Source organism: Neisseria sp. MVDL19-042950 (assembly GCF_030504625.1).
Classification (GTDB): Bacteria; Pseudomonadota; Gammaproteobacteria; order Burkholderiales; family Neisseriaceae; genus Neisseria.
The window spans coordinates 274,465-288,564 of sequence record NZ_JAUKWH010000001.1 but is presented as its reverse complement, the minus strand read 5'-3'; the positions used below and the strand labels follow the sequence as shown (position 1 = coordinate 288,564).

General features: G+C 54.1%; 14 protein-coding genes. 7 read left to right on the top strand and 7 right to left on the bottom strand.

Translation table 11 applies throughout. The features are described from left to right. Nucleotides 1-65: 65 nt before the first annotated feature. Nucleotides 66-518 carry a hypothetical protein gene (locus Q0X97_RS01360; protein ID WP_302065467.1) on the bottom strand — a complete coding sequence of 151 codons (453 nt, stop codon included), beginning with the start codon at nucleotides 516-518 and terminating at the stop codon, nucleotides 66-68. 62 nt (nucleotides 519-580) lie between these two features. On the opposite strand from Q0X97_RS01360, the gene bioF reads away from it, so the two are divergent. Both bioF and bioC read left to right on the top strand, forming a co-directional pair. Next, nucleotides 581-1,846 (top strand): 8-amino-7-oxononanoate synthase, encoded by a 1,266-nt coding sequence (gene bioF, locus Q0X97_RS01355; protein WP_302065466.1) that lies wholly within the window; start codon nucleotides 581-583, stop codon nucleotides 1,844-1,846. Then, nucleotides 1,836-2,615 carry a malonyl-ACP O-methyltransferase BioC gene (gene bioC / locus Q0X97_RS01350; protein ID WP_302065465.1) on the top strand — a complete coding sequence of 260 codons (780 nt, stop codon included), beginning with the start codon at nucleotides 1,836-1,838 and terminating at the stop codon, nucleotides 2,613-2,615. Before bioF ends, bioC begins: the two co-directional genes overlap by 11 nt. 217 nt (nucleotides 2,616-2,832) lie before the next feature. Here the strand turns inward: bioC and Q0X97_RS01345 are convergent, their stop codons facing one another. Further along, the gene (locus tag Q0X97_RS01345; RefSeq protein WP_302065464.1) at nucleotides 2,833-3,609 is read right to left on the bottom strand and encodes an MOSC domain-containing protein; all 777 of its coding nucleotides are present in this window, start codon (nucleotides 3,607-3,609) and stop codon (nucleotides 2,833-2,835) included. A 76-nt stretch (nucleotides 3,610-3,685) separates the two neighbouring features. On the opposite strand from Q0X97_RS01345, the gene Q0X97_RS01340 reads away from it, so the two are divergent. Beyond that, nucleotides 3,686-4,156 carry a hemerythrin domain-containing protein gene (locus Q0X97_RS01340; RefSeq protein WP_302065463.1) on the top strand — a complete coding sequence of 157 codons (471 nt, stop codon included), beginning with the start codon at nucleotides 3,686-3,688 and terminating at the stop codon, nucleotides 4,154-4,156. A 53-nt stretch (nucleotides 4,157-4,209) separates the two neighbouring features. Here Q0X97_RS01340 and ilvD read toward each other — a convergent pair whose 3' ends face one another. The 4 genes from ilvD to Q0X97_RS01320 form a co-directional block, all read right to left on the bottom strand. Continuing rightward, nucleotides 4,210-6,072 carry a dihydroxy-acid dehydratase gene (gene ilvD / locus Q0X97_RS01335; protein ID WP_302065462.1) on the bottom strand — a complete coding sequence of 621 codons (1,863 nt, stop codon included), beginning with the start codon at nucleotides 6,070-6,072 and terminating at the stop codon, nucleotides 4,210-4,212. A 356-nt stretch (nucleotides 6,073-6,428) separates the two neighbouring features. After that, entirely contained in the window at nucleotides 6,429-7,109 is a 681-nt protein-coding gene (gene lolD / locus Q0X97_RS01330) for a lipoprotein-releasing ABC transporter ATP-binding protein LolD (protein WP_302065461.1), read from the bottom strand. Continuing rightward, nucleotides 7,102-8,352 (bottom strand): lipoprotein-releasing ABC transporter permease subunit, encoded by a 1,251-nt coding sequence (locus Q0X97_RS01325; protein WP_302065460.1) that lies wholly within the window; start codon nucleotides 8,350-8,352, stop codon nucleotides 7,102-7,104. Before Q0X97_RS01325 ends, lolD begins: the two co-directional genes overlap by 8 nt. A 153-nt stretch (nucleotides 8,353-8,505) precedes the next feature. After that, nucleotides 8,506-9,870, bottom strand: a complete 1,365-nt coding sequence (locus tag Q0X97_RS01320) for a polynucleotide adenylyltransferase PcnB (protein ID WP_302065459.1) — start codon at nucleotides 9,868-9,870, stop codon at nucleotides 8,506-8,508. Nucleotides 9,871-10,082: 212 nt separating this feature from the next. On the opposite strand from Q0X97_RS01320, the gene Q0X97_RS01315 reads away from it, so the two are divergent. From Q0X97_RS01315 to purE, 4 genes are all read left to right on the top strand, one after another. Further along, nucleotides 10,083-10,268 (top strand): DUF3460 family protein, encoded by a 186-nt coding sequence (locus Q0X97_RS01315; protein ID WP_302065458.1) that lies wholly within the window; start codon nucleotides 10,083-10,085, stop codon nucleotides 10,266-10,268. Between the two features lie 21 nt (nucleotides 10,269-10,289). Beyond that, entirely contained in the window at nucleotides 10,290-10,958 is a 669-nt protein-coding gene (locus Q0X97_RS01310; protein ID WP_302065457.1) for a class I SAM-dependent methyltransferase, read from the top strand. A gap of 13 nt (nucleotides 10,959-10,971) precedes the next feature. Next, on the top strand, nucleotides 10,972-11,628 hold the full coding sequence (locus Q0X97_RS01305) for a tol-pal system YbgF family protein (RefSeq protein WP_302065456.1): 657 nt from the start codon (nucleotides 10,972-10,974) through the stop codon (nucleotides 11,626-11,628). Between the two features lie 72 nt (nucleotides 11,629-11,700). Continuing rightward, a complete protein-coding gene (gene purE / locus Q0X97_RS01300; protein ID WP_302065455.1) occupies nucleotides 11,701-12,189 on the top strand; it encodes a 5-(carboxyamino)imidazole ribonucleotide mutase in 489 nt (162 codons plus the stop codon). 180 nt (nucleotides 12,190-12,369) lie between these two features. On the opposite strand, the gene der is transcribed toward purE, so the two are convergent. Continuing rightward, the gene (gene der, locus Q0X97_RS01295) at nucleotides 12,370-13,827 is read right to left on the bottom strand and encodes a ribosome biogenesis GTPase Der (RefSeq protein WP_302065454.1); all 1,458 of its coding nucleotides are present in this window, start codon (nucleotides 13,825-13,827) and stop codon (nucleotides 12,370-12,372) included. Between the last annotated feature and the right edge of the window lie 273 nt (nucleotides 13,828-14,100).

Here is a 14,100-nt window from a genome sequence, read left to right as displayed (position 1 = left end):
CCTGTTTCAGACGGCCTCTTACGGATAATGTAGGTTGCGGAGGGCTGTATTTTTTCAGACGGCCTTCACATCCGAAAGCCGTTTGCCGCCAAATGCCGCAAACGCCGTTGGCGGTGGCGGAAAAAGAGGCGGGCAGCGATTGCCATCGGCGCAGTCAGCATGCCCGCATCTATTTCCACACGGTCGCCATACAGACAGCCGCCGTTTTGAGGTTTGACGGTAACCGTATGCCGCCAGCGGCGTATCAGCACGCCGCGGCCGTTGTCGAGCATGGTGAAGCAGTCTGCCGCCGGATAGGAAATATCCACGATCTGCCAGCCCAGCGGCACAAGGCCGAACAGGTGCATGTTGAGCCGGTAGGCGGCGGCTTGCCATGTTTCGGGAAGCGTTTCGTTTCGGCACGGGCTGAAAACAACCAACGGACGCGCCACATACAGCAGCAACGACGGCTTTTTCAGGTGCGCAGCCGCTTCTTCGGCGGAGCAGGGCAAAAAAGTGTGCAGGCAGATACTACGCATGGCGGTTTTCGCGTTGTTTTCTGTTTTTCAGACGGCCTCAAGCCGGCAGACAAGCTCGAAAAATGCAACGGCGTAGTGTAACAAAAAAAGCCCTTGCTCGGGCGGTTTTGCATTTGACAGGCCGTCTGAAACCATACACACTCTGCCGCTTTCTACCCGCCGCAGCCATGATGAATTGGAACGACCACCTGCAAGCCGCGCTCGACAGCCAAGCGGCCAAACGAGCCTACCGCCGCCGCACCGCCCGCTGCGCCGACACAACGCCGCCTTATCTCGAAAACGGCGGAAAACGCTATCTCAATTTCGCCGGCAACGACTACCTCGGTCTCAGCCGCGACCCGGGTATCATCGCCGCGTGGCAGCAGGCTTTGGCGCAGTACGGCACCGGCAGCGGCGGTTCGCCTTTGGTTAGCGGCCACACCGACGCGCATGAAACGCTGGAAAACCGTTTGGCCGATTGGCTGGGTTACGAATGCGCCATCTTGTTTCCCAGCGGTTACGCCGCCAACCAAGCCGTGCTGCTCGGTTTATTGGGCAAAAACGACGTGCTGCTGGCCGACAAACTCTGCCACGCCTCCATGCAGGAAGCCGCCGCCCTCGGCCCCGCGCAGTTTAAGCGGTTCGCCCATCGGCAATATGATGTTTTGGAAAAACAACTGATTGAACATCAAGGAAAAAGAATCTTGGTGGCCAGCGAAGGCGTGTTCAGCATGGACGGCGATACTGCCGACTTAGGCCGTCTGAAAACCCTGTGTGAACGATACAGCGCATGGCTGCTGCTCGACGACGCACACGGCATCGGCATCCTCGGCAGCGAAGGCCGTGGCAGCGCGGCAGCGGCGGGCGTGCAACCCGACATATTGATCGTTACCTTCGGCAAAGCGGTCGGGCTGATGGGCGCGGCGGTATTGTGCAGCCGCACCGTTGCCGAATACCTCACTCAGTTCGCCCGCCACCTGATTTACAGCACCGCCTTCCCGCCCGCTCAAGCCGCCGCCCTTTCCGCCGCCTTCGCCCGCATCCGCAGCGCCGACGATTTGCGCGGCAAACTGCGCGGCAATATCCACTTTTTTCAGACGGCCTTATCCGAATGCGGCCTGCGGGAACGCCTGATGCCGTCTGAAACGCCCATCCAGCCCTTTCTCTGCGGCAGCAACGAAGCCGCTTTATCCGCATCCGCCATACTGCGCGGACACGGCCTGTATGTGCCCGCCATCCGCCCACCCACCGTGCCCGTCGGGCAGGCGCGGCTGCGGATTACCTTCACCGCCGCCCACGAACCGACGCATATCGAAACACTAATCAAAGGCTTGCAAGATGCCGTCTGAAACCCCGTCCAAACACCTCATCGCCCGCGCCTTCAGCCAAGCCGCCGCCGGTTACGACGCGTATGCCGACGTTCAACAGCAGGCTGCGCTGCGTTTGCTGCAACTGCTGGAAAGCCGTTTTTCAGACGGCCTCAACCGTAAAACCGTTGCCGACATCGGCGCGGGCAGCGGCTGGGTCAGCGAAAAAATACGCAGTCGCGGCGCAAACGTGCTCGCCCTCGATTTGGCCGAAGGCATGTTGCAACACATCGCCCGCCACCGCCGCGCCGACTGCTGCCTGCTCGCCGATGCCGAATCCCTGCCGCTCGCCGATAGCAGCGTCAACGCCTGCTTCAGCAGCCTCGCCCTGCAATGGTGCACACTCGAACAAGCCGCCGCCGAAATGCAGCGCGTGATTCAGCCCGGCGGCTGCGCGGCCGTCGCCACTATCGGCGCAGGCAGCCTGCAACAGCTCAAACAGGCATGGCAGGCCGCCGATGAAGCCGCGCACGTCAACCGCTTCCTTACCGAAAGCGAAATTCAGACGGCCTTTAACTGCTTTCCCAACCTACGGATACACACCGAAACGCATACCCAATATTTCCCCACCCTCCAAGCCCTGCTGCACAGCCTGAAAAACATCGGCGCCAATCATGTGATCGCACGTGAAAACAAAGGCTTGACGGGCAAACAACGCTGGCAGCGTTTTCAGACAGCCTACGAAAACATGCGCGCGCCGAACGGTATGCTGCCGCTGGATTACCGCATCACTTATGTTGTGGCTTGGTAAGTTTCCGGCAGCCTGTTCAAATAATCAGGCGGGCATTTCCGCCCGCCTTGATTTCCGATATAAAACAACGGGTACGAATGCCCGCCCCGCATCCGCAAACATTCACACCCTACTCCCACCGGCGTATATACGCCGTCTCCAATCATTCATAAAATATGAAACATAAAAGAAAATATGAAACATAAAAGAGGCCGTCTGAAAAATTTTGCGGCAAACGCTATTTATACGACAGCACTTCGATCTCATCGCCCAGCCTTACCGTGCCTTCGTTAAGCGCCACCAGATTCACGCCGAAGATGGCATTGCGGGCAATGGCAAGTGTGCTGAGAGGTTCTTGGAACGGGTCTTTTCTGGCCGTTTGAAGATCAACCGTCGTCATGACGCAGCGCGTACAGGGTTTGAAGTTTTCAAACTCCACTTCGCCGATGCGGAGGCGGTGCCATTTTTCCTCTTCGTAGGCTTCCGTACCCGCCACGACAAAATTGGCACGGAAACGCTCCATTTCCACGGGCGTGTCGAGCATCCGATTCAAATCGTCGAGCGAGGCGGTGTTGGCGAGCAGAAACGGTGCGCCGTCGGCAAAAGAAAGCGGCGTTTGCGAATAAGCCAGTATGCGCCGGCTGGGATTGCCCAACCAGAAAAGGCGGGCTTCGATGCCGAGTTTTTCAGACAACCACGCATCGGTTTCGGCACTGCCGCAGCGGGCGGGAAAGTTGTCTTTCCAAACCGTTACGTCGGCGGTGTCGACCATCTCATCAACGCCCACCGTTCTGCGGCTGCCGTCGGGAGCGGTAAGCACGAGTCGCTCCGGCGAGGCTTCGGTTTGCCACAACAGCATCTGCGGAAACTTGCGCGCCGTAACAAACCCGCCCTGCGGTGTCGCCACCAGCCATTCGCGGTCATGCGGCAGCCCCGCGGCAAAAACGGGAGCTTCGGCAAGCGGATTGCCGCCCATAGATTTAACGGGATAACGGGTAATGGCGGTAAGTTTCATTTCAGACGGCCTCGACAATTAAAAACAGCCCAATCATAGCAGAATTCAAACGCCTATTTCTTAAGGAGCCGCAACCATGACCGATTTTACCCTTTGGCAACAAGCGCCGTTCGATGCCGTTACCGGCCATATTTTGAGCCGCTACCACGACACCCACCGCCGCCAGTTTGCCGAGCTGATTCCGCTGGCGGAAAAAGTTGCCACCGTGCATGAAGGCACGTTTCCCGCCGAAGTGCTGCCGCTGCTACAACACATGCAGGCGGAGCTGTTCAGCCACATGATGAAAGAAGAGCAAGTGCTGTTTCCGATGATCAACCAAGGTGCCGGACGCGGCGCAGCCATGCCCATCCGCATGATGATGCACGAACACGACCAACACGAAGCCGCCGTTTCCCGCCTGCTCGAACTGACCGGCAACCTGCAAGCCCCCGAAGGTGCCTGCGGAAGCTGGCAGCGGCTGTATGCGCTGATACGGGAATTGGTAGATGATTTGAACGACCATATCGTTTTGGAAAACGAAATCCTCTTCCCGCGCGTGCTGGCATAAACCAAGAGGCCGTCTGAAAACATGTTTTCAGACGGCCTCTTAATCATTAACGCTTATTTGCGCTCGACTTGGCTCACATCACGCACCGCGCCGGTGTCAGCGGAAGTGGTCATGGCCGCGTAAGCACGCAAGGAGGCGGAAACGTGGCGGTCGCGGTTTTCGGGTTTCCACGCTTTGGCTCCGCGCGCTTCCATTTCGCTGCGGCGCGCGGCCAACTCTTCATCGGAAACGACCAAACGGATGCTGCGGTTAGGGATGTCGATTTCGATGGTGTCGCCCTCTTTCACCAAACCGATGGCACCGCCTTCCGCCGCTTCGGGCGAAACATGGCCGATGCTCAAGCCGGAAGTGCCGCCTGAAAAACGGCCGTCGGTGAGCAAGGCGCATGCTTTGCCCAAGCCTTTGGATTTCAGGTAACTGGTGGGATAGAGCATTTCCTGCATGCCCGGGCCGCCTTTCGGGCCTTCGTAGCGAATAATCACAATATCGCCGGCGACGATTTGGTTATCCAAAATGCCCGCCACGGCGGAATCTTGGCTTTCAAACACGCGCGCGCGGCCGGTGAATTTGAGAATGCTGTCGTCCACACCGGCGGTTTTTACCACGCAGCCGCGCTCGGCGATGTTGCCGAACAGCACGGCCAAGCCGCCGTCTTGCGAATAAGCATGTGCTTTGCTGCGGATACAGCCGTTTTCGCGGTCGAGGTCAAGCGAAGGCCATTGTCGGTTTTGCGAAAAGGCTTCGGTGGTGCGCACGCCGCCCGGTGCGGCCTTGTAGCGCTCATGCGCGGTTTCGTTGACAGGGTTGGTGATGTCCCATTTCGCCAGCGCGTCTTTCAAGGTTTTTTCGTGAACGGTGGAAACATCGGTTTTCAGGCAGCCGGCGCGGTCGAGTTCGGCCAGAATGCCCATCACGCCGCCCGCACGGTGTACGTCTTCCATGTGGTATTTCTGCGTGGCGGGTGCAACCTTACACAAACACGGCACTTGGCGGCTGATGCGGTCGATGTCGGCCATTTTGAAATCCACTTGCGCTTCGCTGGCGGCGGCCAACAGATGCAGCACGGTGTTGGTGGAACCGCCCATTGCCACGTCCAAACTCATGGCGTTTTCAAACGCGGCTTTGGTGGCGATGCTGCGCGGCAATACGCTCTCGTCGTCTTGCTCGTAATAGCGTTTGGTAATTTCCACAATCAGACGGCCTGCTTCCAAAAACAGTTCTTTACGGCCTGCGTGGGTGGCCAGCAGCGAGCCGTTGCCCGGCAGCGACAAGCCCAAGGCTTCGGTGAGGCAGTTCATCGAGTTGGCGGTAAACATGCCGGAGCAGGAGCCGCAGGTCGGGCAGGCGGAGCGTTCTACCGCCGCTACTTCTTCGTCGGACACTTCGTCGTTGGCGGCATCGACCATTGCGTCCACCAAATCCAGCTTGCGGGGGTCGGTGATGTTGGCCACACCGATGACTTTGCCAGCTTCCATCGGGCCACCCGAAACAAACACGGTGGGAATGTTCAGGCGCATGGCGGCCATCAGCATGCCCGGGGTGATTTTGTCGCAGTTGGAAATGCACACCAGCGCGTCGGCACAATGCGCGTTGACCATGTATTCCACCGAATCGGCAATCAAATCGCGGCTGGGCAGGCTGTAGAGCATACCGCTGTGGCCCATGGCAATGCCGTCGTCCACCGCGATAGTGTTGAATTCTTTCGCCAAACCGCCTGCTTTTTCGATTTCGCGCGCCACGAGTTGCCCCATATTGTGCAGATGCACATGGCCGGGCACGAACTGGGTGAACGAGTTGGCAATGGCGATAATCGGTTTGCCGAAATCTTCGTCGGCCACGCCGGTGGCACGCCATAAAGCGCGTGCGCCGGCCATATTGCGGCCGTGGGTGGAGGTTTTGGAGCGGTAAGCTGGCATGGTGTGTTCCTTTGTATATAGATTCAATCAGGCCGTCTGAAAAGCGCAAAGATGTTTTCAGACGGCCTTTATCAAATTAAGTCGAGTGGTTATATGTTGTGATGCGGTTATCAAAAAGCCGAAACGTATTCTATAGCTAATCCAAGCAAAAACCAATACGGCGAAGACTGTCGCAAAACCCGATAATAATTGCCGACTGCAAGGTTTAAACACCATGCCGAACAGTATTATGGCAAGGCCGGTCGGCATGGCAGAACCGCCGGTTCAAAAACGATTATCGGGCAAGCCTGCATGATAAAAACACAGGCCGTCTGAAAACATGTTTTCAGACGGCCTTGCAATATACAAACCGATGGCTATTTGTCGTTCAAACGGCCGTCGGTCATGGTCATCACGCGGTCGAAGCGGGCGGCTAATTCGTCGTCATGCGTTACCACGATCAAACTCGTGCCCAACTCGTTTTTCAAATCCAGCATCATGTCGAGCACATTTTGAGCGTTTTTACGGTCGAGATTACCCGTCGGCTCGTCAGCCAGCAGACATTTCGGGCGCGTTACCAAAGCACGGGCAATCGCCGCACGCTGGCGCTCGCCGCCGGAAAGTTCGCTCGGGCGGTGCAACATACGCTGCTTCAAACCCACCTTTTCCAACATCGCCGCTGCCTGCTCTTCAGCTTCCGCTTTCGGCTTCTTGCCGATCAACAACGGCATCATCACATTTTCCAATGCCGAAAATTCAGGCAGCAGGTGGTGGAACTGATAAACGAAACCCAGATACCGATTGCGCAAATCACCTAGCTGCTTTTGGTTCATCTTGCCCAAATCATGTCCCATCAGATTGACGCTGCCCGAAGTCGGCATATCCAAGCCGCCGAGAATATGCAGCAAAGTCGATTTGCCGCTGCCCGACGCACCGATAATGCTCACGCTTTGGCCTTCGTCAACCTGAAAATTCAGGTTATTGAGCACATCCACACTCAACACGCCGTCTTGGTAGCTTTTACTGACGTTCTGACAGCTCAATACAATATTATTCATAACGCAACGCCTCCGCCGGTTGGGTTTTCGCCGCACGCCAGCTCGGATACAGCGTGGCGATAAAGGCCAGCACCAAAGAAATCGCGGCAATCACGGCCACATCGCTCATGTTGACATCACTCGGTAGGTAGTCAATGAAATAAATTTGCGAATTAATCAGGTGCACGCCGAACAGCTCTTCGAAAAAGGCCACAATTTTACCGACATTCCAACCTAACAACACACCGCAAATCACACCGATAAGCGTGCCGAAGAAACCCGCAAACGCCCCCTGCACCATAAAGATTTTCATCACTCCGGCAGGCGGCAGCCCCAATGTACGCAAAATAGCAATATCAGCCTGTTTCTCGGTAACCGCCATTACCAATGAAGACACCAAATTAAACGCAGCCACAGCGATAATCAGTGTCAAGATGATAAACATCATCCGTTTTTCCAGCTCAACCGCCTCAAAATAACTGCGGTTTGCAAACGTCCAATCGCGCACCCACACTTTGTCGCGCTGGGCGGTGGGAACGAGGTCGCGTATAAAATCGGGAGCATTCTGCGGATCAGCCAGCTTCAGGCGCAAACCCGTCATGCCGTCAGTCAAACGATATAATACTTGGGCATCTTTAAGATGGGTCATCGCCAGCGAATTATCTACCTCATATACTCCGGTTCTCACAATGCCTACCACATTAAACTGTTTCAGGCGCGGCACCACACCGGCAGGGGTAACATTGCCTTCCGGCGTAATCACAGTTACTTTCCCTCCTTTTTCGGCCCCTAAAGCCTCAGCCAAACCTTCTCCGAGAATAATGTCGAACTCACCCGGCTTCAAATCGTCGAAACTGCCCGCAGGCATATCTTTGCCGTAATCGACCACGTTTTTTTCTTCCGCAGGCAACACGCCGCGAATCTGCACACCGCGCACTTCACCCGCATTTGCCAGCAACGCTTGATCCGCCACATAAGGAGCGGTAGCCAATACCTCTTTACGGCCTTTCACAAAATCGCGCAAATCCGCCCATGTTTCGCCATTACCGGCATCGTAATAGCCGATTTCGGCATGCGGTGCCACATTCAAAAGCTGGCCACGGATTTCCTTTTGGAAGCCGTTCATTACCGACAACACCACAATCAATGCTGTTACGCCCAGCGCAATACCGGCAATTGAAATCATGGTAATAAACGACATGAATCCGTTGCGTTTTTTCGCCCGCAGATACCGCAGGCCGATCCAAGTTTCTAAAGATGCCATTTGTTCAGGCCGCCTTTTATTCAGTAAAAATAAACGCGCATTGTACCGTAAAACAAGTTAAATCGGTTTAACCGCGGTTGTTGTTTTGTTGTCTTATATGGCGAGAGGCCGCCTGAAAAACATTCAGACGGCCTCTCGCCATATGCAGCAGCGTTATCCGGCATTACTGCCGCTGTTTTCAATTTTTTGCTTCGGTTTGCGGCGGCGTTTGCGCTTGGGCTTGTCGCCGGACGTTTCACCGCCGCGCTTCTGCTGTACCGCAGTCATCTGCATACGGATTTCGTCGTCGGCGTGCTGGAATTTCGTCCACCACTGCACCAATTCGCCATCCACCTCTCCCGCTTCGCCGCGCAATGTCAGGAAATCGTAAGCGGCCCTGAAACGCTGCTGGGCGATCAGGCGGTGCGGGCGTGCTCCTTTGCGGTTGTCAAATTGCGGTTGCAACTGCCATATTTCGCGCATGGTGGCGGCAAAGCGTTGCGGCACGCCCCAACCTTTTTCCACATCGTCGCGCAAATCGCCGATGGCGTTATTCAATGCCACCACCGGTTTCTGGCCTTGGCTCATATTCTTCTGCCAATAAGTATTCAGTTGCGGCCACAACACGGCGGCCAGTACGAAGCCTACCGACACCGATTTATCCGCCCGCAAACGTTCGTCGGTATTGCGCAGAGCCAGTGAAACAATATTTTGCCTGCCGTTTTCAGTATGTTGCAGAGCATTGAGCAACGGGTGGATTTTGCCCGGAATGCCGAGCGTATTCATTTGCTGCAAACACTGCCCCGCATGGCCTGAAAACAACAGCTTCATGATTTCGTCAAACAGCCGTGCCACAGGCTCTTGTTTCAGACGGCCTGCAAAAGCGGGAATGGGTTCCGCAGTGTTTCTTTCGACTTCAAACCCCAGTTTGCCCGACAAACGCACGGCGCGGAGCACCCTCACGGGGTCTTCCTGATAGCGCTCGGCAGGGTTGCCTATCATTACCAATTTGCGTGCGCGGACATCGGAAACGCCATGATGGAAGTCGATAATCTGCTGGCGTATCGGGTCGTAATACAGGGCATTGCAGGTAAAATCGCGACGCATCGCGTCTTCTTCCATCGAGCCGTAGGTATTGTCTTTCATGATACGGCCATGTTCGTTTTGCTGAACCTTGCCGCCTCCCCGGAAGGTGGTTACTTCGATGGTTTCGGGGCCGATCATCACGTGTACGATTTGGAAACGGCGGCCGATAATGCGGCTGCGGCGGAATACTTTGCGCACTTGTTCGGGCGTAGCGTTGGTGGCTACATCAAAATCTTTCGGTTCGATACCGAGCAGCAAATCGCGCACGGCACCTCCGACCACATAGGCTTCATAGCCTTCATTGTGCAGGCGGCGGACAACTTTTTCGGCGGCAAAACTAAGCTGGTCGGCACTGATTTTGTGTTCACTGAATGGGATTACTTCTTTGCGGACACGCGGCTTGCCTTTGCCTGACTTCCCGGGCAAAACCTTATGCAGCCATTTTTTCAACATATTATTTTTCGCAATCAATCTCAAAACAGGCCGTCTGAAACATGGTGTTTCGTGTTTGAAACCTTTGCGGATAAACCTGCGGTACGCAAGCCTATCTGCAAAGGTTTCAGACGGCCTTAAAATATCAAAAAGAAACCGCGTATTATACCTTATCAAGATGTTTGTAAAAAATTTTTTCGGCTATAATACACCCTACTTTACAGGAGAACACCATGTACCACTACAAATCCGATGCCACCCGATTCATTGACGAATTTCTGGAGAAAAACCCTCAGGAAGCCGAACAGCGCCTGAAAAACCGCAGTCTGCTTTGGGATGTCGAACTCAACCCCGAAGAACAAGCCGGTTTCGAAGCGGCCAAACTGCCTAAAAAACCGTATGCTTACCAGCCCGACTGATTTTCAGACGGCCTAACCGGTATGGCAACGCACATACACAACATCGACCCGCAACTGCTTGCTTATTTGCACGGCATCGGCGAACCCGAACATCCGGTTTTAACCCGATTACGCGGGCGTACCGCTTCACACCGCCTCGGCAAAATGGCGATTGCGCCGGAACAAGCGGCATTGCTCACTTGGTTGGTCAAGCTGATCAGAGCCGAACGCTATCTCGAAGTGGGCGTGTTTACCGGTTATAGCAGCACGGCAATGGCGCTTACCCTGCCGGAACACGGTAAAATCACCGCATGCGATATCAATGTTACGTTCACGGATATCGCCCGCGAAACTTGGCAGGAAGCAGGCATTGCCGACAAAATCAGCCTGCACCTGCAACCCGCTTTGCTTACGCTTGACGACTTGATTGCCGCCGGAGAAAGCGGCAGTTACGATATGGCACTGATAGATGCCGACAAACCGCCCACCCCGCAATATTACGAACGCTGCCTGCAATTGGTACGCAGCGGCGGCATTATCGCCATAGACAACGTATTGCTCGGCGGGCGCGTACTCGAACCCGCCGGAGAACACAGCCCGCCCGCCCATACGGTTTTACGGGAATTCAATCAAAATCTGCCGCATGATCACCGCATCGTTCCCATTACTCTGCCCGTAGGCGACGGCTTGACCCTGCTTTTGAAAAAATAACCGAGCAAACATCATGAAAATAAAATTCTCCGCCCTGTTATTTTCCTCCTTACTATTGAGTGCCTGTGCCGGAATACCGAAACAAGCCGACAAACCCTCAGGCATTCCCTACCCCGAACCGGACATGCAGACGCAAATCAACACGCTCGGCATGCAGATTACCCGTCTTGAAGAACAAATATCCGGTTTGCAAACCCGCATCCGCCAACTTGAACGCCGCGCACCGAAGCAAGCTCCCCGCCAGCCGCAATCTAAAACACCTGCGGAAACAACGCCTTCCCAAACGCGTTCCAGCTCTCCCGCCGCGATTGCCGCTTACGCCCAAGCACAAAAACATTACCAGAACGGCAATTACAGTGCCGTTCTTCCCTTGCTGAAAAATGCGGAGGGAGGCGGCAACGGTGATGAGACCGCCCGCCAAAGCATGTATCTGCTCCAACAAAGCCATTTGCGCTTGGGCAACTGTGAGTCGGTAATTCACATAGGCAACCGTTATGTCAACCGCTTCCGCAACAGCCCGCAAGCCCCTAATGCCCTATTTGACGTAGCAAACTGCCAATACCGTATGCAGCAGCAGGATATTGCGCGCGACACATGGCGCAAACTGATTCAGATTTATCCCGACAGCGCTGCCGCCAAGCGCGCGGCAACAAAATTAAAAAAACGCTAAACGTCAGAGGCCGTCTGAAAACAAATATTCTTTTTCTTTCTATCTCACAACCATCCCCACAAGGAAAATTACATGATTCAAGTCGGTATCATCATGGGCAGTAACAGCGATTGGCCTGTTATGCAGCATGCCGCGGAGTTTCTAAAAGAATTCGGCGTAGAATACGAAGCGCTGGTCGTTTCCGCCCACCGCACACCCGATTTAATGTTCGAATATGCCGAAACCGCCCGCAAACGCGGTATCAAAGCCATCATCGCGGGCGCGGGCGGAGCCGCGCACCTACCCGGAATGGTAGCCGCCAAAACAACCGTTCCCGTGCTGGGCGTGCCCGTACCGAGCAAATACCTTCGCGGCGAAGATTCTCTGCTCTCAATCGTACAAATGCCTAAAGGTGTGCCCGTCGCCACCTTCGCCATCGGTGAGGCCGGAGCAGCCAATGCCGCTTTGTTTGCAGTATCTATGTTAGCCAATGAAGACGGTTTGCTCGCACAAAAATTGGCAGATTTCCGCAGCAAGCAGGAGGCAACCGTTCTGGCAATGAAGCTCCCTGATACCGAGTAATCTTATTTAAAAAACTTTTATCGATCATCGGCTTGAGATGCATTCCGGAGTTATCCGCCGATCGTGTGCTTAAATTTTGCAGATGCTACGTTTACGTTTGCTCTACCGGCATATCTTGCACCGCATTCAAAGAAGAGGCCGTCTGAAAACTGTTTTTCAGACGGCCTCTTTTCACTTTGATTATTTACTCTGCAATTTCTTCACACTGACTTTTGTTTTCTTTTTAAAGCGTTTTTTTTCTTCTTTACGCCCTTCCCGCTTCTCAATCCGGTTGCTCAACGCTACACGGCGTAACGGCTTTTTCTTCGGTTTGTCATCAGCCTGTTCATACGGATTTTCCGAAACATTGTATTGAATACGCAAAGGCGTTCCCTGCAAATTGAAGGCCTTACGGAAAGTTTGCGTCAAATAGCGGGTATAACTATCGGAAATGGCATGCAGCGAATTACCGTGCACCACGATAACGGGCGGATTCATGCCGCCTTGGTGGGCGTAACGCATTTTGGGCCTTACCAAACCTGCACGCGGGGGTTGTTGCCGCTCAATAGCACTTTGCAACACACGGGTAATCTTGGGCGTGGGCATTTTGATCATTGCAGCATCATAAGCGGCTTGGATGCTGTCAAACAATCCGTCGATGCCGCGTTCTTTCAATGCGGAGATATAATGGAATTTGGCAAAATCCAAAAAATACAGCTTGCGTGCAATATCACGCTTTACCTGTTCGCGACGCTCTTCGGTGATTCCGTCCCATTTGTTGACGGCAACAACCAACGCACGTCCTGCTTCCAAAGCAAAACCGGCAATCGTAGCATCCTGATCGGCAATATCCTGTCGGGCATCTAAAACCAATACCGCCACGTTCGCAGCCTCAATTGCCTGCATTGCTTTAATTACTGAGAATTTCTCTACCGCCTCTTCTACTTTTCCACGACGACGGACACCTGCCGTATCAATTATGGTAAACGGCTTGCCGTCGCGCTCGAAGTCGATATGGATGCTGTCGCGTGTCGTTCCTGCCATATCGAAAGCGATAACACGCTCTTCTCCGAGAATGGCATTAACCAACGTAGACTTACCGACATTCGGGCGGCCTATCACGGCGAATACCGGATGTTTGGGCTGCTCGGGTTCTTCTTCCGCTTCGGGGAAATTGGCTAAAATTTCTTCAATCAGATAATACACGCCATCCCCGTGTGCTCCCGAAATCACATGAGGTTCACCCAAAGCCAATTCATAAAACTCTGATGCCAACACTGCATGGTTGCCTCCTTCACCTTTATTTACAGCCAAATACACGGGACGCGGGCTTTGGCGCAAACGGTCGGCAATGATTTTATCCTGCGGAGTCAAGCCGGTACGCCCGTCTACAAGAAACACAACCGCATCGGCTTCGTCAACCGCCTGCAATGTGTGTTTTGCCATCTCGTGCAAAATACCGCTATCGACAACCGGCTCAAAACCTCCGGTGTCAATAACCAAATAAGGTTTACTGCCGACGCGCCCGTGTCCGTAATGGCGGTCACGCGTCAGCCCCGGCAAATCGGCCACTAACGCATCTTTCGTGCGTGTCAGGCGGTTAAATAACGTCGACTTGCCGACATTCGGGCGGCCGACAAGGGCAATGGTGGGTTTCATTATATATCTCTGTTTCTTGAGCTATGCGCACCTATAAAACGGCAAAAGAATAAGCGCTTCTCATGTTACCGATATGCAGACCGTTTTCAGACGGCCAAACAATATCGTTTTATTTGGAATATCAACAATATAAAATACTATGGCTCGCACAGGACTTTAAAATTATCGACATTTTATTCTCAACTGTTTTTCTTACCAAAAACAATTTAACTACTTGCTTTTGAAAAATTTTAATTCGAACAAACCCGAGGCTACCGACAAAATCTGCCGAAG

Coding starts and splice junctions, on each gene's coding strand:
- Q0X97_RS01360 (WP_302065467.1), bottom strand. CDS start 518: ATGCGTAGTATCTGCCTGCACACTTTTTTGCCCTGCTCCGCCGAAGAA.
- bioF (WP_302065466.1), top strand. CDS start 581: ATGCAACGGCGTAGTGTAACAAAAAAAGCCCTTGCTCGGGCGGTTTTG.
- bioC (WP_302065465.1), top strand. CDS start 1,836: ATGCCGTCTGAAACCCCGTCCAAACACCTCATCGCCCGCGCCTTCAGC.
- Q0X97_RS01345 (WP_302065464.1), bottom strand. CDS start 3,609: ATGAAACTTACCGCCATTACCCGTTATCCCGTTAAATCTATGGGCGGC.
- Q0X97_RS01340 (WP_302065463.1), top strand. CDS start 3,686: ATGACCGATTTTACCCTTTGGCAACAAGCGCCGTTCGATGCCGTTACC.
- ilvD (WP_302065462.1), bottom strand. CDS start 6,072: ATGCCAGCTTACCGCTCCAAAACCTCCACCCACGGCCGCAATATGGCC.
- lolD (WP_302065461.1), bottom strand. CDS start 7,109: ATGAATAATATTGTATTGAGCTGTCAGAACGTCAGTAAAAGCTACCAA.
- Q0X97_RS01325 (WP_302065460.1), bottom strand. CDS start 8,352: ATGGCATCTTTAGAAACTTGGATCGGCCTGCGGTATCTGCGGGCGAAA.
- Q0X97_RS01320 (WP_302065459.1), bottom strand. CDS start 9,870: ATGTTGAAAAAATGGCTGCATAAGGTTTTGCCCGGGAAGTCAGGCAAA.
- Q0X97_RS01315 (WP_302065458.1), top strand. CDS start 10,083: ATGTACCACTACAAATCCGATGCCACCCGATTCATTGACGAATTTCTG.
- Q0X97_RS01310 (WP_302065457.1), top strand. CDS start 10,290: ATGGCAACGCACATACACAACATCGACCCGCAACTGCTTGCTTATTTG.
- Q0X97_RS01305 (WP_302065456.1), top strand. CDS start 10,972: ATGAAAATAAAATTCTCCGCCCTGTTATTTTCCTCCTTACTATTGAGT.
- purE (WP_302065455.1), top strand. CDS start 11,701: ATGATTCAAGTCGGTATCATCATGGGCAGTAACAGCGATTGGCCTGTT.
- der (WP_302065454.1), bottom strand. CDS start 13,827: ATGAAACCCACCATTGCCCTTGTCGGCCGCCCGAATGTCGGCAAGTCG.